The organism is Enterobacter cloacae complex sp. ECL411 (assembly GCF_021869665.1).
Taxonomy (GTDB): domain Bacteria; phylum Pseudomonadota; class Gammaproteobacteria; order Enterobacterales; family Enterobacteriaceae; genus Enterobacter; species Enterobacter intestinihominis.
Map to the genome: position 1 here is coordinate 2,184,767 of NZ_CP091486.1, position 24,645 is coordinate 2,209,411.

General features: G+C 59.5%; 6 protein-coding genes. 4 read left to right on the top strand and 2 right to left on the bottom strand.

All coding sequences use genetic code 11. The annotated features are described in order from the left end of the window. Positions 1-46: 46 nt before the first annotated feature. Both aldA and cybB read left to right on the top strand, forming a co-directional pair. Positions 47-1,486, top strand: coding sequence for an aldehyde dehydrogenase (gene aldA, locus L3069_RS10520; RefSeq protein WP_032624297.1), 1,440 nt, complete (start codon positions 47-49; stop codon positions 1,484-1,486). Between the two features lie 508 nt (positions 1,487-1,994). Further along, positions 1,995-2,525, top strand: a complete 531-nt coding sequence (gene cybB / locus L3069_RS10525; RefSeq protein WP_022648059.1) for a cytochrome b561 — start codon at positions 1,995-1,997, stop codon at positions 2,523-2,525. 42 nt (positions 2,526-2,567) lie between these two features. On the opposite strand, the gene L3069_RS10530 is transcribed toward cybB, so the two are convergent. Together L3069_RS10530 and L3069_RS10535 are read right to left on the bottom strand one after the other, a co-directional pair. Then, positions 2,568-3,635 carry an oxidoreductase gene (locus tag L3069_RS10530; RefSeq protein ID WP_038416023.1) on the bottom strand — a complete coding sequence of 356 codons (1,068 nt, stop codon included), beginning with the start codon at positions 3,633-3,635 and terminating at the stop codon, positions 2,568-2,570. A gap of 13 nt (positions 3,636-3,648) precedes the next feature. After that, on the bottom strand, positions 3,649-4,392 hold the full coding sequence (locus tag L3069_RS10535; RefSeq protein WP_022648061.1) for a DeoR/GlpR family DNA-binding transcription regulator: 744 nt from the start codon (positions 4,390-4,392) through the stop codon (positions 3,649-3,651). A 756-nt stretch (positions 4,393-5,148) separates the two neighbouring features. On the opposite strand from L3069_RS10535, the gene L3069_RS10540 reads away from it, so the two are divergent. Both L3069_RS10540 and L3069_RS10545 read left to right on the top strand, forming a co-directional pair. Beyond that, on the top strand, positions 5,149-6,462 hold the full coding sequence (locus L3069_RS10540; protein ID WP_232926105.1) for a TolC family outer membrane protein: 1,314 nt from the start codon (positions 5,149-5,151) through the stop codon (positions 6,460-6,462). A 120-nt stretch (positions 6,463-6,582) separates the two neighbouring features. Further along, a complete protein-coding gene (locus L3069_RS10545; RefSeq protein ID WP_126509559.1) occupies positions 6,583-24,588 on the top strand; it encodes an Ig-like domain-containing protein in 18,006 nt (6,001 codons plus the stop codon). Positions 24,589-24,645 lie beyond the last annotated feature (57 nt).

Genomic DNA, 24,645 nt, shown 5'->3' on the forward strand with positions numbered 1-24,645 from the left:
ACATTAAGTTTACTTGTTAAAAACAGTGTGATTACAGGAGCAGGTTATGACAGTACCCGTACAACATCCTATGTATATTGATGGACAGTTTGTTGCCTGGCAGGGTGATGCCTGGATTGACGTGATCAATCCGGCCACGGAAGAGGTCATTTCCCGTATTCCCGACGGCACCGCCGAGGACGCCCGCAAGGCCATTGACGCGGCAGAGCGCGCGCAGGCTGGCTGGGAGGCGCTGCCTGCCATTGAACGCGCCAGCTGGCTACGCAAAATTTCCGCCGGGATCCGCGAGCGCGTCAGCGAAATCAGCGCGCTGATTGTGGCCGAAGGGGGCAAGATCCAGCAGCTGGCGGAAGTGGAAGTTAACTTTACCGCTGACTATATCGACTATATGGCCGAGTGGGCGCGCCGTTATGAAGGGGAAATCATTCAGAGCGACCGTCCGGGCGAGAATATTCTGGTGTTTAAGCGCGCCCTTGGCGTCACCACCGGCATTCTGCCATGGAACTTTCCCTTCTTCCTGATTGCCCGTAAGCTCGCTCCTGCGCTAATCACCGGCAACACCATCGTTATCAAACCGAGCGAATTTACCCCAAACAACGCCATTGCGTTTGCCAAAATCGTCGACGAGATTGGCCTGCCGAAAGGCGTCTTCAACCTGGTGCTGGGCCGCGGTGAAACCGTCGGACAGGAGCTGGCCGGGAACCCGAAAGTGGCGATGGTCAGCATGACCGGCAGCGTCGGGGCGGGTGAAAAGATCATGGCTGCGGCTGCGAAAAACATCACCAAAGTGGGGCTGGAACTGGGTGGTAAAGCCCCGGCCATCGTGATGGACGATGCCGACCTCGAGCTGGCCGTGAAGGCCATTGTGGATTCACGCGTCATCAATACCGGACAGGTGTGTAACTGCGCGGAACGTGTCTATGTTCAGAAGGGGATCTACGACCGCTTTGTGAATCGTCTGGGCGAGGCAATGAAAGCCGTCCAGTTTGGCAATCCGGCTGAGCGAACGGATATTGCCATGGGGCCGCTGATCAACGCCGCCGCGCTGGAGCGTGTGGAGCAGAAGGTGGCGCGCGCGGTGCAGGAAGGGGCTAAAGTGGTCCTTGGCGGTAAAGCGGCAGAGGGCAAAGGGTATTTTTATCCCCCAACGCTGCTGCTGGACGTACATCAGGACATGGCCATCATGCACGAAGAGACCTTTGGCCCGGTGTTGCCGGTGGTGGCTTTCGACACCCTGGAAGAGGCCCTGAAAATGGCCAACGACAGCGACTACGGTTTAACCTCGTCTGTATATACGCAGGATCTGAATGTCGCCATGAAAGCCATTAAAGGGCTTAAGTTCGGCGAGACCTACATTAACCGTGAAAACTTTGAAGCGATGCAGGGCTTCCATGCGGGCTGGCGGAAATCCGGGATCGGCGGGGCGGATGGCAAACACGGTCTGAATGAGTATTTGCAGACGCAGGTAGTCTATTTGCAGTCGTAATCAGGAGCCCCCTCCATGCGAGATAATGTGTGCACGAAGCAGTTCCCTCGCCCCTTTGGGGAGAGGGTTAGGGTGAGGGGAACATACGGCTCTGGTGGTCATTCCGTTCACTTTAGGTTCCTTGCTACTCTGTAACAAAATGACCGGTGAACGTGCCAGGGTGGCTCAGTCGCCACCACCCTGGCGACCCGGGCTCCCGGCGGTAAATCGCCGCTTCGCGGTCCCTTCGGCTTATTCCTTCCGGCTTATCGGGGACGGGCGGAGGTAACATCCCTGTAAAGCCCGCCCTCTCGGCGCATCCCTGCGCCTCGCCCCGGCCGGAAGGCAAACGCCTCAGCGATTTACAGCCGGACCTGGGCATCGCTGTAATCCCTCCGTTATTCTGAAGGCACGTTAATGCTTCTGATTTCAAATAACTGGGAATACTCGGCCCTCCGTAAAAGGGGGTTCACATTTTCAGGAAAGGTGGTTATGTTGGCGCGATAACTGTTATTTATCGGGAAACAACATGCGCACAAAATATACGGGTCTGCAAATCAGCATTCACTGGCTGGTTTTTCTGTTAGTGATTATGGCCTATTGCGCCATGGAGTTCAGAGGTTGGTTCCCGCGAACCGATCGTCCGCTTATTAATATGATCCACGTTTCCTGCGGGATCAGCATCCTGGTGCTGATGGTGGCGCGCCTGTTTATCCGCCTGAAATTCCCGGCTCCGCCCATTCAACCGAAACCAAAAGCGATGATCACCGGGCTGTCCCATCTGGGGCATCTGGTTATCTACCTGCTGTTTATTGCGCTGCCGCTGATCGGCATGGTGATGATGTATAACCGGGGAAATGACTGGTTTGCGTTTGGCCTGACGATGCCGCATGCGGCGGAGGGGAATTTTGACCTGGTGGATACGCTAAAAGCGTGGCACGTAACGCTGGCGAATCTGGGGTATTTTGTGATTGGTTTGCACGCCTTTGCCGCGCTGATGCATCACTATTTCTGGAAAGACAATACGCTGCTGCGCATGATGCCGAAAAAGCGTCAGTGACCGATAATGCCCTGCCAACCCGCAGGGCATTTTTTTTGCGGCTTATTGCAGTTGCGCGCGCTCCTGCGCCGTTAAGTCCAGTTCCTGAGTTGTACCCGTTTCTGAAGATTTTACCGCCGCTTCCAGCACCGCCATCACCGCCAGGGCTTCCACCGGATGGACCGGATTGTCAATCTTGCCGTTCAGGGCATCGCGCACGTTTATATAGTACTGCCGCTGGTCGCCTTTTGGCGCAGGGATAGCGCTGGCTTCACCCTGGGCATTAAACAGCACCATAGCGTCGCTGTCCTCACCCCAGCTTTCGCTACCCGGAATGACGCCTGCCAGAAGCTGGGCTTCCTGCTGATCGATGCGCGCTTTCACCACGCTGGCCTTATCGCCGTGGACGGTAAAGCGGGCAACGCCGCCTGCCACCAGCATGCTGCAATGGAGGACCACTTTGTGTTCAGGATAGTTCAGCACCACGTGCGCCCAGTCGTTAATTTCCGCACCGTCACGCAGGGTGGCGATGTTGCCCTGTACCGACAGCGGCAGACCAAAAAGCTGTAGCGTCTGGTCAATCATGTGCGGGCCTAAGTCGAACCACAGGCCACTGCCGGGAACATTTTGCTCTCTCCAGCGCACGCGAACCTCCGGGCGGAAACGATCGATATGCGATTCAAAGTGTTTTACCTTGCCGATACTGCCTTGCTCAATCACCTGCTTAATGCCGAGAAAATCGCTGTCCCAGCGGCGGTTATGGAAGACAGAGAGCAGGCGCTGTTTTTCTTGCGCAAGCGCAATCAGATCTCGCGCTTCCTGCATATCCAGCGTAAATGGCTTATCCACCACTACGTGCTTGCCGGCGTTGAGCGCCAGGGTGGCCAGCGGCGCATGGGTCGCGTTAGGGGAGGCGATAACCACCAGGTCGATATCCGGGTGCTGAATAGCCTCTTCAGGGGTGGCAACAACGAGGACGTCCGGCAGATCGCGTTTGACCTTTTCTTCATCCCGGGATGAGACCACCGCCAGCTTCAGGCCGTCGACGGACTGGATCAGCGGGGCATGAAACGTCTTACCCACAAAACCATACCCGATCAGCGCAATATTCATTGTCTTCACTTTATTCATGACCTTCTCCACGTTAATGCGCGCAAACGGTAACCTGCACGGCGCTATGGTCCCCGAGCTCTGCCCAGGGACGATCTAAAAACAGTTGATGAATCTGGGATAACCCTGAAACCAGATAAGGTTCGCACTGGTTGAGTTTCAGATGATCGGCGACTACCCAGTGCGCCTGGCTTGCGGCCAGCATGGCACGCTTCACCTCGGCATCCGCCTCCTGACTGGCGCTCAATCCGAGCTCGGCATGAATGGCGCATGCGCCAAGGATGGCGATATCCGCCCGGTAGCGAGAGAGCAGCGAAAGGGTGGCGCTTCCGGCAAACAGGCGCTGTTTCTGATCCCACTTTCCACCAAGCAGGATCAGATCGATATCTTCCCGATCGCTAACCTGCTGGGCGATATCAAGAGAAGGGGTGATGATGGTCAGCGGTCCCTGCAGGAAAGAGGCAACGGCCAGAAGTGTGCTTCCGGCGTCCAGAAAAAGCGTCGAGCCCGCAGGTACGCACTGCGCAACCTGTTTACCCAGCCGCTGCTTGATTTCAGGCAGTAAGGTATTCCTGCTAACTCGGTTCATCGTCGAGAGATTCAGCGCGATGGCGCCGCCATGGTTTTTTTGCGCCAGTCCCTGTTTTTCCAGATCGGTCAGATCGCGACGGATGGTATCCGCCGAAACCTGCAACTTTTCTGCCAGCTCAGTGATGCTGGCCTGGCCTTGTTCAGTAATAATTTCAAGTACATATTTTTGTCTGGCGGTTTTATGCATGGGTGCAGTATCCTGCAAAATGTCGCAATACTATGCAGTTTACAGCATTTTACAGGAAAGGGAATCGTAACAGGAGGGGGATGTTGTCCAAAAACAGTTTAATAAGGTGAATATTGAATTAGCATTAATCAGTCATCAAAAACATGTATGTATCGTTTAGACCTGATGTTAACGCTATGTTTTACATAGGAATTTGGTTAAAGCTACCGAATAAGGAGTTCGAATAAGAATATAAAACCAGATTATAAATATAAATTGGTGCTTATATCTATTGGATATTCTTTTTAAAGTAAAATAATTTAATATTAATCAGCGAATGACTTAAATTGACAGTTCTTTGAAAATCTTTGTGTCTGATTCGAGATGAAATAAACGCAAAAATGTACATCAAGGTGTTTCAGAATTTTCCTTAAATTACAGAGGGTTTATATGATTCAGCGTAAACGCATCTAATAGCCATTTGTCCAGAAACCCCATCTTTTTTCTTATTTGTAACACCACATTACCATTACGGATGTGGTCGCTCATATCACATTTTGTTATGCTGCGAATCAATAAATATTTAAGTAAATTCTTAAAAGAAAAAAAGAGATTGTACGGCTCTCATCTCAATTGAAATGGGTGTGGGCGACTATTGGCGGAATTTATCAAACAGGAGTGGGGCAAATAGGGTGAATTATTTGTACCTCTTCCTGGTAATTATTTAGCCATCACCTGAAGTCCGGGGGTATTATAAAGATGAAATGCAATAACAGGATGCTCAGATTATCTGCTTCCCTGACCTTAATTTCACTGGTGGTGACAGCGGCTCATGCAACTAACGGTCTGGTAGGGATATCTTCCGTTGCGGCAATGACGATGAAAGAAAGTATTCTTTTCGCTCTTGACCGCGACCCGTCGGTGAGTCAGCAGGCTGCACAGCTGGGGATTGGCCAGGCACAAATAGACGAAGCGCGTAGTGGCTGGATGCCACAAATAGCCCTGAACGGGAGCACGGGTCACAGCCAGACCACCGATTCGAGCGGCTCGTTGCGAAATTCCGCAGCCTGGGGGCTGAGCCTGACGCAGCTTGTGTACGATTTTGGCAAGACCAATAACAGCATCAGCCAGTCTTCAGCTCAGCGTGACAGCTATCGCTACCAGCTGATGAGCACGATGTCTGCCGTCGCGGAAAAAACGGCCCTCAGCTATGTGGAAGTGAAACGCTACAGCGATCTGCTACAGGCGGCAACAGAGAACGTGCAGGCGCTTAAAAACGTTGAGCAGCTGGCAAAACTCCGCGCCGATGCAGGCGTAAGCTCCACCTCTGATGAGCTTCAGACCCGCACCCGTATTGCTGGAATGCAGGCGACGGTAGAGCAGTACAATGCGTCCCTGAACAGCGCCCGCGCGCGGCTGGCGGTATTGACTGGCATACAGACTGAACGCTATTCACCGGTTCCGGGAGGTCTGGCCGTGGAGCCGGATTCTCTCAATCGGATTGATTATTCACTGATCCCAACGGTGATGGCCGCGCAGAACATGGAGCGTTCAGCCCAGTACGGCGTAGAAACCGCGAAGTCTCAGCACTGGCCAACCTTAAGCCTGAAAGGGAGCCGCACCCGGTACGAGTCTGATAATCGCGCGTACTGGGATGATCAGATCCAGCTCAATATTGATGCACCGCTTTATCAGGGCGGCGCGGTCTCGGCGCGCGTCCGTCAGGCCGAGGGCGCAAGGGCAATGGCATCGTCTCAGGTCGATCAGGCCCGTTTTGATGTCCTGCAAAAAGCCTCCGTCGCACAGGCCGACTGGACCGGGGCGCAAGGACGTATGGAGGCCGGAAAACGTCAGCTGGAAAATGCGTTGCGCGCCCGCGACGTCTACAAAAATGAATATACCCTGAGCAAGCGCAGCATTAACGATCTGCTCAGCGTGGAGCAGGATGTCTGGTCTGCCACCTCAGCGAAAATAATGGCTGAATACGATGGCTGGAGCGCGGCGATTAATTACGCCTCCGCGGTGGATAATCTCATGCCGCTTATCGGAATAGAGAAAAACGCTGCCGCGAAATTACCTGATTTGAGTTAAAAAAGGCGCGCCTTTCTGCGCGAAATAAGTCAGACAATAATGGGTGGTTTTTCCCAGGGATAGTTACATCCCTCTGGTGGACATAACCACAGGAATACGCGCACCTGCAAGGAGAAGAATATGAGTAACGCAAAAGTTGTTGATGTTATCATTCGAAAAACGGCAGAAAAAACGAAATTAACCGGTGAAGGGAATCTCTCGGTCTCTATTTCATCGCCGAGCGTGATTGAAATTCAGGGTTCTGCTCAGGACGTGGTGCGTTATGTCCGCCAGGGGAATGACCTCCTCATTTATATGAAAGATGGCAGCGTGATCCGCTGCAATAATTATTTTGTCGAAGACACGGAAACCCATAATCATTCCGAACTGGTATTTAACGATAACCAGGAGTTGACGCATATTTCATTTGCCGATGCCGGGGAAGCATCAGGCGTTGCCGCCACCGAATTAACCGCCCAGGCTGCACCCATTAGCAGCATTGAACCTTTTCTGGAGCAGGGAAGCGTCTTAAGCGATGCGCCGTGGGGCTGGATTGCCGGAGCGGCGTTGGGAGGCGGTGCGATTGGCGCACTGCTGGCTCACGGCGGTGACGGCGAAACCAAAACAAAAGTTATTGATAATACGAAAGAAGTCGAAAGCGCCACGCCAACATTTTTGCTGACGGATAACGCGGGTGACAAGCAGGGGGTGCTGAGTGCAAAAGAGGTCACGGATGATAACACCCCAACCTTCAGCGGTACCGGGCAGCCGGGCGCGACCATTCAGGTTAAAGACAGCAGCGGCAGCACCATCGCCAGCACCATGGTCGCAAAGGACGGCACCTGGACGGTAACACTTCCGACCCAGGCGGAGGGGGAACATACCTGGTCCGTCGTCCAGATCGACGGCAGTAAAACGACCTCTGCGGGCAGTATTACCGTAACCGTTTCTACAGCGGATACCAGCGTGACGCTCGCCACCACGGCGGGCGATAACGTGATCAACGCCAGCGAGCAGGCCGCTGGCTTTACGCTGTCCGGCACCAGCAAAAACCTGGCGCAGGGCACGGCGCTTACGGTCACGCTGAACGGTAAAACCTATTCCGCTGAAGTGGGGGCAAACGGCGCATGGAGCGTGAAGGTGCCTGCTGCTGACGCGCAGGCGCTGGGCGATGGTACCTGGACGGTCAACGTCAGCGGCAAAGACGCGGCGGGCAACACCGTGACCGGCAGCCAGACGATTGGCGTCGATACCGCTGCGCCAGCGATTTCTGTCGACACGATCGCCCAGGACAACATCATCAACGCGGCTGAACATAATCAGCCGCTGACGCTGACCGGAAAAACCGATGCGGAAGCGGGCCAGATTGTGACGGTCACGCTGAACGGCAAAAATCACACGGCGACCGTGGGCAGCGACGGCACCTGGTCCGTTACGCTTTCGGCCAGTGAAGTACAGGCGATGGCTAACGGCGAGCACACCCTGACGGCAAACGTCAGCGACAAAGCGGGTAACGGGGCCTCCACCACCGCCGATTTCACGGTCGATACCGCAGCGCCAGTGGTCACTATCAACACTGTCGCGGGCGACGACATTCTGAACACCAGCGAGCAGGGGCAGGCTCAGATTATTTCCGGCCAGGCGAACGGCGCGGCGGCGGGCGACGTTGTCACCGTGACCGTTGGCGGCAAGACCTTTACCGGTGTCGTCCAGGCGGACGGCAGCTGGAGCGTCGGCGTGCCAGCCTCTGTCATTGGCGCGCTGGGTGAAGGTAGCCACAGCATTTCGGTCTCCGTGACCGATGCGGCGGGCAACACCAGCAGCGCGACGCACGGCATTACGCTCAGCGGCAACCCGCCGGAATTTACCCTTGACCCCATCAGCCAGGATAACGTCCTGAATGCGCAGGAGGCCATGCAGCCCCTGAGCCTGAGCGGGACCAGTAATCTGCCGAACGGCAGCGCTGTCACCGTGACGCTGAACAACGTTAACTATCAGGCCACCGTTGAGAACGGTAGCTGGTCCGTTCAGGTGCCGGTTTCCGACGTGCTGGATCTGGCGAATACCCTTTACACCGTGAGCGTCAGCGGCACCGACAGCGTGGGTAACAGCGGCTCCGCCGAGGCAAATCTGCTGGTCGATACCGCGTTGCCGCAGGTGATCCTCAACACCTTTGCCGGGGATAACCTGGTCAATAACGCCGAAGCGGCGGTTGACCAAACCCTCAGCGGACGCGTCACCGGCGCGGCGGTGGGCGATACCGTCTCTGTCACCGTGGGCGGAAAGAGCTACACCGCGACGGTTGGCAGCGACCTGAAATGGAGCGTGACCATCCCATCGGCCGACCTTCAGGCGTTTGGCGACGGCGATTTAACCTTCAGCGCCTCTGTCACCAATGCGCACGGCAACACCGGCACCGGCGAGCGTGATATCAACATCAACGCCGAACTGCCGGGCCTGCGCGTGAACACGATCTCTGGCGATGACGTGATTAACGCCATTGAACAGCAGCAGGATCTGGCCGTGACCGGCTCCAGCACTCATCTGGCCGAAGGCACACAGATCACCGTCACCATCAATAATGTTGAATACGTCACCACGGTTAACGCCAGCGGCAGCTGGCAGATTGGCGTGCCGTCGGCGGACCTTCAGGCATGGACGGCGGGAGGCATGACCGTCAGCGTCAGTGCGGAAGATGCCTGGGGCAACACCGTGGCGGCTGAACACCCGATCGAGCTTGACCTGAACGCGGTGGCCGTCACCATCGATACCGTAACCACTGACGATATGCTCAACGCGGCGGAAAAAGGCGCGGATGTCACGCTTTCCGGTCAGACGCAGGGCGTAGAGGCCGGGCAAACCGTGGTGGTGAAATTCGCGGATCAAACCTTTACCGCACAGGTGCAGCAGGACGGCTCCTGGCGTCTGACCGTTCCGGCGAGCGCGATGGAAACGCTGATCGACGGGCGGGCGCAGGTGAGCGTCAGCGTGACTAACGTCAACGGCAACAGCGCGGACGCCTCACGCGTGGTGATTGTCGATACACAGCCGCCAGCCATTACGCTTGATAACCTGACCGACGACAACATCATTAATGCGGCAGAAGCGCAGCAGGATCTGGTGCTCAGCGGCAGCACAACCGCTGAAGCGGGCCAGACGGTCACCGTGACGCTGAACGGTAAATCTTACCAGACCACGGTCCAGGCGGACGGTCGCTGGCAGTTGAACGTGCCTGCCGCCGACGTTGGCGCGCTGACCGATGGCAATGTCACCGTCACGGCCACCGTCAGTGACGTGGCGGGCAACAGCAGCAGCGCGGACCGCGTTGGGCTGGTGGATGCCACCGAACCGCAGGTGACCATCAACGATTTCGTCACCGACACCAACACCGTTAACCAGCTGGCCCATTCACAGGCGCAGATCCTGAGCGGCTCCGTCACCGGCGCGGCGGCGGGTGATTTGGTCATCATCACCATCAATAACGTGGGCTACACCACCGTGGTGGATGCGGCGGGCAACTGGAGCCTCGGCCTGCCTGCGTCCGTCGTTCAGGGGCTGACGGACGGCACCTGGACCATTAACGTCTCCGTGACCGATCGGTCCGGCAACACCGGCAGCAGTTCAGTGGATGTGGTGGTCAATACAGTCACGCCTGTAATCGGTATTAATACGCTGGCAGCGGATGACGTGATCAATGCGGCAGAGAAGGGCGAAGATCTGCTGCTTTCCGGTACCAGCAACCAGCCGGAAGGAACCACCATCACCGTTAATCTGAACGGTATCAACTATGCAGCCACCACCGACGCCAGTGGCAACTGGAGCGTTACCGTACCCGCCTCTGCGGTGAGCGCGCTGGGTGAAGCCAATTACACCGTGACGGCGAGCGTCACCGATAATGTGGGCAACAGCGCCTCTGCCACGCACGATGTGCTGGTGGACAGCTCGCTGCCGGTTGTTACCCTCAACAACGTCGCGGGCGACAATATCGTTAACGCGGCGGAAGTGGCCGCAGGGCAAACCCTGACCGGGAAAGTATCGAACGCGGCATCGGGCGATACCGTCACGATTATCATCGGCGGGCAGACATACACGGCTACCGTACAGGACGATCTCACCTGGAGCCTGCCGTTAACCCAGAGTCAGTTAACCGCGCTCGGCAACGGCGACCTGACCGTATCGGCCAGCGTGACGAACGCGCACGGTAATACCGGATCGTCTTCCCTGGATGTCACCATTGACGCCCAGTTGCCCGGCCTGCGCATTGATACCGTCGCCGGTGACGACGTCATTAACGTTATTGAACACGCGCAGAACCTGGTTATCTCCGGCACCAGCACCGACCTGGCGGCGGGTAGCACCGTCACCGTGAGCATCAACGGCAAGAGTTATTCCGCCTCGGTACTGGCGGACGGCACCTGGCAGGCTGCGGTTCCGGCCGCGGACGTCTCCCGGTGGGAGGACGAGTCGCTCACCATCAGCGCCAGCGCGCAGGATACCTCCGGCAACCCGGTGAACATCGGTACCGTGGTGGATGTCGATCTCGCCCCGGTGGCGATAAGCATCAACAGCGTGACGGACGACAACGTGCTGAACGCGGCAGAAAAAGGCCAGGATCTGGTGCTGTCCGGCTCCTCCTCGAACGTTGAAGCGGGCCAGACCGTTACCATTATCTTTGCGGGTAAAACCTGGACCACGTTGGTCGATGCCAACGGCGACTGGACCTGCACCGTACCGGCTGCCGAACTGAGCGGCCTGAAGGATGGCGACGCCAGCGTACAGGTTAGCGTAACCAACATGAACGGCAACGCGGCCTCTTCCTCGCAGGCATTCAGCGTCGATACCGCCGCGCCATCGGTCACCATCAACACCATCAGCGGCGACAACATGCTAAATGCGGCAGAGGCGGCGCAGGACCTGACCCTGAGCGGGACGTCTACTGCCGAAGCAGGCCAGACGGTCACCGTGACCTTCAACGGCAATCAGTACACCGCCCAGGTGCAGGCAAACGGCAGCTGGACGCTGGATGTACCGGCGGCGGATCTGGCGGGGATCGCAGACGGTAGCGCGGCGGTCACGGCGACCGTGTCCGATAAAGCGGGCAATCCGGCCAGCGCGGGGGCGTCCGTGCTGGTCGACACTACCGTGCCGCAGATTACCTTCAACATTGTGGCGGGCGACGACATTGTTAATATTGCCGAGCACGGCCAGGCGCTGATTGTCACCGGCAAGGTGACGGGCGCGCAGGCGGGCGATGTGATTACCCTGACCCTGAACGGCAAAGACTACACCGCCATGCTGGACGGTGCCGGTAACTGGAGCGTGGGCGTTCCGGCGGCGGACGTGGGCGCGCTGGCTAACGGCGATCAAACGATCTCCGCCACGCTCACCGATAAAGCGGGCAACAGCACCAGCGCGACGCACGCGTTTGACGTCTCCCTGACCGCGCCGGTGATTGCCATCACTACCCTGGCGGTTGACGACGTGATCAACGCGACCGAGAAAGGTCAGGATCTGCTGGTCTCCGGCACCAGCAACCAGCCGGACGGGACCCGCATCACCGTAACCCTGAACGGTATCAGTTACGCCGCCACCACCGATGCCAGCGGTAACTGGAGCGTCACCGTTCCGGCGGCAAACGTCTCGGCACTGGGCGAAGCGAGCTACAGCGTGACGGCCAGCGTGACCGATACCGCGGGTAATAGCGCGAACACCAGCCATAGCGTGCTGGTCGACAGCGCGCTGCCGCAGGTCACCATTAATGCAGTTGCCACCGACGACGTGATTAACGCAGCGGAAGTGGCTTCCGGACAAACCCTGAGCGGGAAAGTGAGCGGCGCGGCGAGCGGTGACACTGTCACGATCGGTATCGGGGGCAACACCTATACCGCGACGGTTCAGGACGATCTGAGCTGGTCGGTTAACGTGGCATCTGACGTCTTAACCGCTATCGGTAACGGCGATCTCACCGTAACAGCGAGCGTGACCAACGGCCACGGCAACACCGGCACCGGCGAGCGCGACATCACGATTGATGCCAGCCTGCCGGGCCTGCGCGTGGATACCGTGGCAGGCGACGATGTGATCAACAGCATCGAGCATACTCAAAACCTGATTATCACCGGCTCCAGCGACGGGCTGGCGAGCGGATCGGCGCTGACGGTCACCGTCAACGGCAAAACCTACGCGGCAACCGTGCTGGCGGACGGGACATGGAGTGCAGCCATTCCGGCGGCTGACGTCGGCGCGCTGAGCGCAGGTACAGTCACCGTGACCGTTGACGGCCAGAGCGCGGCGGGTAATCCGGTTTCCATCAGCCATGACGTGAAGGTGGATCTGGCGCCGGTCGCCATCAGCATCGACGCCATCGCTACCGACGACGTGATTAACGCAGCCGAGAAGGGTGCGGATCTGGTGCTGTCCGGCTCGACCACCAACGTGGAAGAAAACCAGACCGTTACTATCATTTTCGGCGGTAAGACCTATAGCGCGACGGTGGATGCCAGCGGCCACTGGACGGCGACCGTACCGTCTGCCGATTTGGGCGGACTGAAAGACGGCGACACCAGCGTGCAGGTCAGCGTCACCAACGTGAACGGCAACAGCGCCTCGGCGGGCCGCGAGTACAGCGTGGACGCCACCGCGCCGACGGTGTCCATCGAGATCGTCAGCGACAACAACATCATCAACGCGGCCGAAGCGCAGCAGGATCTGGTCGTTAACGGTGTCTCCAACGCCGAAGCGGGCCAGACCGTCACCGTGACGCTGAACGGCGTGGACTACACCACCACCGTACAGGCGAACGGCAGCTGGAGCGTCACCGTACCGTCTGCGGATGTCGGCGCGATTACCGACGGCAGTTACACCATCACGGCAGCCGTCGCGGATAAGGCGGGTAACCCGGCCTTGGCGGACCGCGATGTGCTGGTGGATACCACGGTGCCACAGCTGACCATTAACACCGTTTCCGACGACGACGTGATCAACAGCGCCGAGCATGCGCAGGCGCTGATTGTCACCGGTTCCGTGACCGGTGCGGCGGCGGGTGACGTGGTGACCGTCACCATCAATAACAAAGATTACACGGCGACCCTGGACGCTTCCGGCAAGTGGAACGTGGGCGTGCCTGCGGCGGACGTGAGTGCTCTGACCGCAGGGGATCACACCATCACCGCGGCGCTGACCGATAAAGCCGGAAACAGCAACAGCACAACGCACGAGGTTGAAGTCAACCTCACCGCGCCGGTGCTGACCATTGACACTGTGTCCGGTGACGATGTGATCAACAACACCGAGAAAACTCAGGATCTGACCATCACAGGTACGGCTTCCGGGCTGGCGGCGGGCGCGGTGGTGACCGTGATGCTCAACGGCAAAGCGTACAGCGCCACGGTAGCTACCAATGGCCAATGGACTACAACCGTTCCGGCGAGCGAGGTGGGGCAACTGGGTGAAGCGCTTTACACCGTGTCGGCCTCCGCGACGGACAGCGTCGGCAACAGCACCAGCACCTCGCACACCGTGAACGTGGAATCCGTTCTGCCGGGCGTGATTATCAACACCGTGGCAGGTGACGACGTCATTAACGCGGCGGAGCTGGCAACCGGCCAGACCATCAGCGGTAAGGTGGTGAATGCCGAAGCGGGCAACACCGTGACCGTGACCATTGGCGGCAACAGCTACACCGCAACGGTGCAGAGCGATCTCACCTGGTCCGTGAGCGTGCCGGAGTCGGTGCTGACCGCACTGGGCAACGGCGATTTAACCGTGTCAGCCAGTGTCACCAACGGCGTGGGCAATAGCGGAACGGGCGAGCGCGAAATCGTGATAGACGCGAATCTGCCGGGCCTGCGCGTGGACACCGTGGCGGGCGATGACGTGATTAACAGCATCGAACACGGGCAGAATCTGATTATCACGGGTTCAAGCGACGGCCTGACGGCGGGTACGGCGCTGACCGTCACCGTAAACGGCAAAACCTATGCGGCTACCGTGCTGGCAGACGGTACCTGGAGTGCGGCGATCCCTTCTGCGGACGTGAGTGCCCTTGCCGCAGGCACGGTCACCGTGACCGTTGAAGGGCAGAGCAGCGCGGGCAATCCGGTGACTATCAACCATGATGTGACGGTGGATCTGGCAAACGTCGCCATCAGCATCAATGCGCTTGCCACCGATGACGTGATCAACGCCGCCGAGAAGGGCGAAGATCTGGTGCTCTCCGGCACCACTGCGAACGTGGAGGAAAATCAAACCGTCACCATCACCTTCGGCGGCAAGAACTACACCGCCACGGTGGACGCTGAGGGTAAATGGACCGCCACGGTGCCATCTGCGGATCTGACCGGTCTGAAAGAGGGTGATGCCAGCGTGCAGGTAAGCGTCACCAACGTGAACGGCAACAGCGCCTCGGCGGGGCGCGAGTACAGCGTGGATACTACCGCGCCGTCCGTAACCATCAATACGATTGCCACAGACGATATCCTGAACGCCACGGAAGCGCAGTCAGACCTGGCAATCTCCGGCACCAGCACCGCCGAAGCAGGCCAGACGCTGACCGTATCGCTGAACGGCAAAGATTACACCACAACCGTCAGCGCGAACGGCAGCTGGACGCTGAACGTTCCGGCGGCGGATCTGGCAGGATTAACCGACGGCAGCGTGACGGTAACTGCCTCAGTCAGCGACAAGGCGGGTAACCCGGCATCGGTTGATCACACTCTGACGGTGGATGTGACCGTTCCGACTGTGACCATCCACACCGTGGCAGGCGACGACGTGATTAACGTGGCTGAACACAAGCAGGCACAGATTATCAGCGGCTCCGCCACCGGCGCGGCGGCGGGCGATAAGGTCACCGTCACGATCGGCGGCCAGACTTACACCACCGTGCTGGACGCGGCGGGTAACTGGAGCGTGGGCGTTCCGGCAAATGTGATTTCAGGCCTCAGCGACGGTACGGTGACCGTCACTGCGTCTGTCACCGACGCGGCGGGCAACACCGGCAGCGGCACGCATAATGTGACCGTCGATACCGGTCTGCCGTCGGTCAGCTTCAACGCCATCAGTGATGACAACGTCCTGAACGCCGTTGAAAAAGGGCAGGACCTGAGCGTCAGCGGCACCAGCGCCAACCTGACGGAAGGCACCGTGGTGACCGTAATTCTGAACGGCAAAAACTACACGGCGACAACTGCGGCAGACGGCACCTGGAGCCTGACGGTTCCGGCGGCGGATCTGGCCGGTCTCGGTCAGGCCAGTTACACCCTGAATGCGACCGCCACCAACGGCGTGGGCAACAGCGTGAGCAACACCGCGAACCTGCTGGTGGACACCGCGCTGCCAACCGTCACCATCAACACCGTGGCGGGCGACAACGTCATCAACGCGGCGGAAGTGGCGGCAGGTCAGACCCTGAGCGGCACCGTGGCGAATGCCGAAGCGGGCAACACCGTGACGGTGACTATCGGCGGCCACAGCTACACCGCAACGGTGCAGAACAATCTTTCCTGGTCCGTCAACGTGCCGTCTGATGTGCTGACAGCACTCGGCAACGGCAGCCTGAGCGTGACGGCAACCGTCACCAACGGCCACGGCAACACCGGGACCGGCGAGCGCGAGATCGCTATCGACGCTAACCTGCCGGGCCTGCGCGTGAATACCGTGGCGGGTGATGACGTGATCAACACCATTGAGCACGCGCAGAACCTGATTGTTTCAGGCTCCAGCGACGGGCTGGCGCCGGGCACGGCGCTGACGGTTACCGTCAACGGTAAAGATTACGCGGCAACGGTACTGGCAGACGGCACCTGGCGCGCGGCGATCCCGTCCACCGACGTGAGCGCGTGGCCGGAAGGCACCGTGAAAATCAGCGTTACCGGCGACAGCGCGGCGGGTAACCCGATCACCATCAGCCACGATGTGACCGTGGATCTGGCTACCGTTGCCATCAGCATCAATGCGCTTGCCACCGACGACGTGATTAACGCGGCGGAGAAGGGCGCGGATCTGGTGCTGTCCGGTGCGACCACCAACGTGGAAGCCGGGCAGACCGTGACCATCAGTCTGAACGGCAGGATCTACACCACCACCGTGGACGACAGCGGCAACTGGACTTACACCGTGCCGTCAGCGGATCTGGCTGGCCTGAAGGATGGCGACGCCAGCGTGCAGGTGAGCGTCACCAACGTGAACGGCAACAGCGCGTCTGCGGGCCACGAGTACAGCGTGGATGCTACCGCGCCGTCCGTGACCATCAACACGATTGCCACAGACGATATCCTCAACGCCACGGAAGCGCAGTCAGACCTGGCAATCTCCGGCACCAGCACCGCCGAAGCGGGCCAGACGCTGACCGTGTCGCTGAACGGCAAAGATTACACCACAACCGTGAGCGCGGACGGCAGCTGGACGCTGAACGTTCCGGCGGCGGATCTGGCAGGATTAACCGACGGCAGCGTGACGGTCACTGCCTCAGTCAGCGACAAGGCGGGTAACCCGGCATCGGTTGATCACACTCTGACGGTGGATGTGACCGTTCCTGGGGTGACCATCCACACCGTTGCAGGTGACGATGTGATTAACGCGGCTGAACACAATCAGGCGCAGATCGTCAGCGGTTCCGCCACCGGCGCGGCAGCGGGCGATAAGGTCACCGTCACGATCGGCGGCCAGACTTATACCACCGTGCTGGACGCGGCGGGTAACTGGAGCGTGGGCGTTCCGGCCAGCGTCATTTCAGTCCTCAGCGACGGCACCGTGACCGTCATGGCGTCTGTCACCGACGCGGCGGGCAACACCGGCAGCGGTACGCATAATGTGACCGTAGATACCGGTCTGCCGTCGGTCAGCTTTAACGCCATCAGCGATGACAACGTACTGAATTCGGTAGAAAAAGGGCAGGACCTGAGCGTCAGCGGCACCAGCGCCAACCTGGCGGAAGGCACCGTGGTGACCGTAATTCTGAACGGTAAAAACTACACGGCGACAACTGCGGCAGACGGCACCTGGAGCCTGACCGTTCCGGCGGCTGATCTGGCGAGCCTGGGCGAAGCCAACTACACCCTGAGCGCGACCGCCACCAACGGCGTGGGCAACAGCGTGAGCAATACCGCGAACCTGCTTGTCGACACCGCGCTGCCAACCGTCACCATCAACACAGTGGCGGGCGACAACGTGATTAACGCGGCGGAAGTGGCTGCGGGGCAGACCCTCAGCGGCAGGGTAACGAACGCTGAGGCGGGCAACACCGTGACGGTGACCATCGGCGGCAACAGCTACACCGCGACGTTGCAGAGCGATCTGACCTGGTCCGTGAACGTGCCTGAGTCGGTTCTGACGGCGCTGGGCAACGGCGATTTAACGGTGTCAGCGACCGTCACTAATGACCATGGCAATTCGGGAACGGGCGAGCGCGATATCACTATCGACGCCAGCCTGCCGGGGCTGCGCGTGGATACCGTGGCGGGCGATGACGTGATCAACAGCATTGAGCATGGTCAGAATCTTATCGTCACTGGCTCAAGCGATGGGCTGGCGGCGGGCACTACGCTCACCGTGACCCTGAATGGCAAGACCTATGCCGCGTCGGTACTGGCAGACGGCTCCTGGACCGCGGCGATCCCGGCGGCAGACGTGGGCGCTCTGGCCGCAGGCACGATGACCGTCACCGTAGCGGGCCAGAGCGCGGCGGGCAATCCGGTCTCCATTAGCCACGACGTCACCGTCGATCTGGCAGCCGTGGCAATCAGCATCGATGCCATCGCCACCGACGACGTGATTAATGCGGCGGAGAAAGGCGCGGATCTGGTGCTTTCCGGCAGCACATCCAATGTGGAAGAGAACCAGACCGTGACCATCACCTTTGGCGGCAAGTCTTACACCGCCAAAGTCGATGCCGACGGCAACTGGACGGCGAGCGTGCCTTCCTCGGATCTGGCGGGTCTGAAAGACGGCGACGCCAGCGTGCAGGTGAGCATCACCAACGCGCACGGCAACAGCGCTTCGGCGGGCCGCGAATACAGTGTAGATGCCACCGCGCCAACCGTGACGATTGACACGGTCGCAGGCGACAACGTGATCAACGGCAGCGAAGCGGCTGCGGGCGTGGCCATTTCCGGCACCACCACGGCGGAAGTCGGTCAGACGGTAACCGTAACCTTCGGCGGGAACAGCTACACCGCGCAGGTTCAGCAGGGCGGCGTCTGGAGCGTTAACGTGCCGGGCACAGACCTGTCCGCCCTGGCGGATAACGGCTACACCGTGCAGGTGAGCGTGAGTGACGCCGCGGGTAACCCGGGCAGCGCGGGTAAAGCGATTACGCTTGATACCACACCGCCGACCGTCAGCTTTAACGTTGTGGCGGGCGATGACGTCATCAACAGCGTGGAGCACGGGCAGGCGCAGATCGTCAGCGGCACCGCAACCGGCGCTAGCGTCGGCGATAAGCTGATTATCACCATCGGTTCGAATCAGTACACCACCACCGTTGACGCCAGCGGTTACTGGAGCGTGGGCGTTCCGGCCAGCGTGATTTCCGCACTGGCCGACGGCACCGTAACCCTCAGCGCGACTATCACCGACAGCGCAGGCAACAGCAGCACTCAGACCCATGACGTGGTGGTAAATACCGCATCGGTCGCGCTGACCGTCAACACCCTCAGCGGTGATGACGTGATCAATGCGGCAGAAGCGGGCGCGTCGCTGGTTATCAACGGTTCCAGTGCGCAGTTCGCCAGCGGTACGCAGGTCACTATCACCCTGAATGGTAAGAGCTATACGGCCACCATTCAAAGCGACGGCGCCTGGCAGACCACCGTTCCGGCCGCCGACGTGGGCGCTCTGGCCGACGGCGCGAGCTACCAGGTTTCTGTTTCGGCGCAGGACAGCGCCGGGAACAGCGCCTCGGCGACGCACACCATCAGCGTGGACACCACCGCGCCGGTTATTAGCGTGAACACGTTGTCGGGCGACGACGTGCTGAATGCGGCGGAAGCCCAGCAGCCGCTCACCGTACACGGCTCTTCCAGCGCGGAAGCAGGCCAGACGGTGACCGTCACGCTGGGCGGAAAAACCTACACTGCGCTTGTCGGCAGCGATGGCACCTGGACGCTGGACGTTCCGGCGGCAGACCTGGTCGCACTGAGCCAGGGTGCGCTGACGGTGACCGCCGTGGTCAACGATAAAGCCGGTAACAGCGGCCAGACGACCCATACCTTAACGGTCGATACCGTCGCACCAGCCGTCACCATCAGCACCGTGGCCGATGACGATATCGTCAACAACGCCGAGCAGCTGGCGGGGCAGACTATTAGCGGGACCACCACCGCGGAGCAGGGCCAGACGGTGACCGTCTCCTTCAACGGGCACAGCTATCAGGCGACCGTTGGATCAGACGGTTCGTGGTCGGTCTTCGTGCCGGGCCGCGACTTCCTCGGCCTGAGCGATGGGGATTACACCATTACGGCTACGGTGAGCGATAAGGCGGGTAACCCGGGCAGCGCAACACACGACATGACGCTGAACGGCGACGTGCCGACCATCGTCATCAACACCTTTGCCCAGGACGATATCGTCAACGCCGCCGAGCACGGCACGCCGCTAATTGTCAGCGGTACCACCGACGCGCCTGCGGGCCAGACGGTGACCATTACGCTTAACGGTAAAACCTACACGGCTACCGTTCAAAATGACGGCACCTGGAGCTATACGGTCGGCAGCGCAGACGTGACCGCGCTGGCGGACGGCGGTTCGTACATGATCAATGCGCAGGTGAGCAACGCCATCGGCAACAGCGCCAGCGATAACCACAGCGTCACCGTGGATCTCACCGCACCGTCAATGGGGATCAGCATTGATTCCCTGCAAAACGATACCGGCCTGAGCGCGAGTGACTTCATCACCAACGATAAGCAGGTGGTGGTGAACGGTTCGCTATCGGCGCAGCTCGACAATAACGAGAAGGCGCAGATCAGCCTGGACGGCGGCGTCACCTGGATTGACCTGACCGTGACCGGCACCACCTGGCGTTACACCGATGGCCGCACCCTGACGGACGGGACGTACCCGTACCAGGTGCGCGTCATTGATAACGCGGGCAACGTCGGGGCAACGGACAGCCAGGACGTGGTAATCGATCTGACGAAGCCTGCGGCGACGAGCATTACCGTGGATTCCGTCTCGCAGGATACCGGCCTGTCCGACAGCGACTTCATTACCAGCGACAACCAGATTAGCCTGAAAGGGACGCTCGGCGCGGCCCTGGGCAGCGGCGACCACGCGCAGATCAGCCTGGACGGTGGCGCGACCTGGACTGACGTGAGCGTCAGCGGTCTGAGCTGGACCTACGTTGATGGCCGCACGCTGGCCGACGGAGACTACAACTACCAGCTGCGGGTGATTGACGACGCGGGGAATATCAGCGCCACCACCAGCCAGGTGGTGACCATTGATACCGTCGCGCCGGACGCCAGCAAAACGATCGCTATCGACAGCATCAGCGACGATACCGGCCTGAGCAGCAGCGACTTTATCACCAATGATACCTCCCTGACGCTGCACGGCTCGCTCGGCGCAACGCTGGCCGACGGCGAATATGCCCAGATTAGCATCGACGGCGGAGTCAGCTGGCAGAACGTGATCGTCACCGGCAACAGTTGGTACTACGTGGACGGCCGCACGCTGGGTAACCAGACCTATGACTACTACGTTCGCGTAGTGGATGCGGCGGGCAACGTGGGTGCCAGCGCTCATCAGCAGGTGACGGTCGATACGGTCGCGCCGGATGCGGCGATTACGGTGACCGTGGATAACATCACCGTCGATACAGGCTTCGACAATAACGACTTCCTGACCAGTTCGACCTCGTACACGCTCAACGGGACGCTCGGGGCCGAACTCGGGGCGGGTGAGTATGTGCAGGTGAGCATGGATGGCGGCACTACCTGGGTTTACGCCACGGTAAGCGGCACCCGGTGGAGTTATAACGACGCGCGCACCCTGGCCGACGGCGACTACCGCTATCAGGTGCGGGTTGTCGATCAGGCGGGCAACGTCGGGGCCACCACCTCGCAGGACGTGACGGTGGATACCCAGGCGCCGCAGTACGGCATCACCATTGACAGCATCAGCGAAGATACCGGGCAGTCCGGGAGTGATTTCATCACCATGGACACCTCGCTGACGATCAACGGCTCGTTGGGCAGCGCGCTGGCCAGCGACGAGCGCGTACAGATCAGCCTCGACGGCGGCAATACCTGGATTGACACTGCCGTCACTAACCAGCGCTGGAGCTATACGGATACCCGCGATCTGGCGGACGGGGATTACACCTGGCAGGTGCGGATCATCGACCAGGCGGGCAACGTCGGCTCAACCTCTTCGCAGGTGGTAACGGTTGATACCACGCCGCCTGAAACGGTGGGAACGGTGGTCAGCTATACCGACGGGGAAGGTGAACGTACGGGCACGTACGGCGCATCAGTCGCGACAGACGATACCTCGCCGCTGATCAACGGTACGCTTAACCGCGCTCCGGAAGATGGCGAAATCGTGCAGCTTTACCGGGACGGGATCTTGCTGGGTCAGGTCACGATGAACGGCAGCGCAAGCTGGTCCTATCAGGACAACGGCCTGCTCGACGGGAATCACACTTACATTCTGCGCGTCACCGACAAAGCCGGTAACTACACGGAATCGGATGGCTTTGTGCTGAACGTCGATACCAGCATCCCGACCACCACGGCGGCGATTACTGCCCAGACCACCTCGGATACCACGCCGATTGTCAGCGGTACGGTCTCCGCAGACCTGGTAAACGGTGAATATCTGGTGGTGACGGTGAACGGGAAAACCTACACCTCCCAGACCGGCGGCGCGGTGGTAGTCGACCCGGATCACAATACCTGGTATCTGCAGATCCCGGACAGCGATGCCCTGAGCGTGGCGAACTACGACGTAACCGCGCAGGTGAAGAGTAGCGCGGGCAACGGTAACACCACTGGTACGGCAACCGGCAGCCTGGTGATCGATACCACCTCGGTGAATACCGACTGGGCGACCACGACGGGTAACTCGAACAACTCGACCATGACGGTGGGCACCAATAGCAGCGGGCTGTGGAATATCATTGCTAACGGCCAGTCTTACTCCAGCAGCGATAGCTCGACCTATGCCGGCAATACGCTGAGCAACACCCGTGGCTATTACGTGGTGAGTCAGACCGCCGCCGACTTTGACCGTAACGGCACCCAGGATATTTTCGCAACTGAGAACACCTACGCGGGTTCTACGCAGGTGATGTGGACCTACGATGGCAGCAGTTACACCGCCAGCCAGCTGGCAATGGGGACCACTATCTGGTACGGCGGCGTAATTGCCTACGATAAAACCGGGGATGGCTATCTGGATCTGGCCTACGGAGATGCCGGTATGGACTCCCTGACCTACCTGGTTAATACCAACGGCGTTCTGTCGCCGGACGGCACCGGCGGGGAAGGTGGATTCTACGGCCAGTTCGATTCCGGACGTGAAATCTCCGGCGTCGACCTGAACAACGACGGCACCGTGGACATCGTGCAGCACACCAACCGCAGCGGGGCGTACTCGCTCACCGTGATAAACAACAACGGGAACGGTACGCTCTCCATTGGCCAGAACCTGACCAATGTGTTTGTGGCCAACGCCTCGAATACCACCACGGCGGCGTCCATGACGTGGGCGGACTTTAACGGCGATGGCTACATGGACCTGTACCTGGGCAGCAGCTACAACAACAACGGCGGGGTGATTTACTACAACGACGGTACCGGGCAGCTATCCACCACCAGGAGCGCGGTGGAAGCCTCTAACGCCACGGCGGGCTATTTGTCGGTGGCGGTGGACTGGAACGGCGATGGGCAGATGGACATCATCAAGCTCAGCACCTACGGCGGCTCGCAGACGGCAACCTTGTTCACCAACAACGGCTACGGCTCAACCTGGACTTCAAGCCAGCTTGCGTCAGGGCTTGCTAACGTCACCGGCGTCGCCGCGGTGGACTACAACTGGGATGGTGCGCAGGATCTGCTGGTGTCTCAGCAGAATGGCAAGGTGGTGCTGGTGCAAAACAGCAAAACCATTGCTGACGGTACCGCGATGCATCTGCACATTGTCGATAGCGAGGGCATCAACGCCTACTATGGCAACACGGTCAATCTGTATAACGCTGCGGGCGTGCTGGTGGCCTCGCAGATCATCAACGCCCAGTCCGGCATTGGCTCGAATGATACCTCTGCGCTGGTAAGTTTCTACGGGCTGGATCCGAACGAAACCTACTCGGCGGAGATCGTGAAGATCACCAACGGCGTGTCGGATAACGTCACCTGGACCGGCCTGGACGCGAGCAACGGCAAAGAGGGTTATGTTCTCACCGCCGAAGCGGCCACCGGCGGCCACAGCGGAACCATTACCGGAACCGGGTATAACGACACCTTTATCGCAGAGGATGGGATCTATACCTATAACGGCTCCGGCGGCTGGAATACCCATTCCGACTACGACACCTGGAGCAATACCGGCGGCATGGACGTGGTGGATTACCGCAATGCCACCTCTGGGATAACTGTTGATTTGCGCCTCTCTACGGCGCAGGACACCGGGTTCGGTACCACACGGTTGTTGAATATTGAAGGGATTAACGGCTCCGACCATGACGACGTGATCACCGGCAACAGCGGTGATAACCAGTTCGAAGGCCGCGGCGGTAACGACACCTTCAACATCGGCAGCGGCGGTCAGGACACGCTGCTCTATAAGCTGATCAACGCGTCTGACGCGACGGGCGGCAACGGTAGCGATGTGGTGAACGGCTTTACCGTCGGTACCTGGGAAGGGACGGCAGACACGGACCGCATCGATCTGCGCGACCTGCTTTCCGACAGCGGCTATACCGGCACCGGCTCGGCGAGCTACGTGAACGGCGTGGCGACGCTGGACAGTAGCGCGGGCAACATTGCTGACTACATCCGCGTGGTGCAGAACGGCAGCAACACCGAGATCCAGGTTGACCTCGACGGGACGGGCGGCCAGTTCTCGCCAACCACCCTGGTGACGCTGAACGGCGTGCAGACGGATCTGGCGACGCTGCTGGCAAATCATCAACTGTTAATTGCGTAAAACAACGCCGCGGGGAGCGATCCTCGCGGCTTTTTGCGTTTCTTTACATTAATAGCC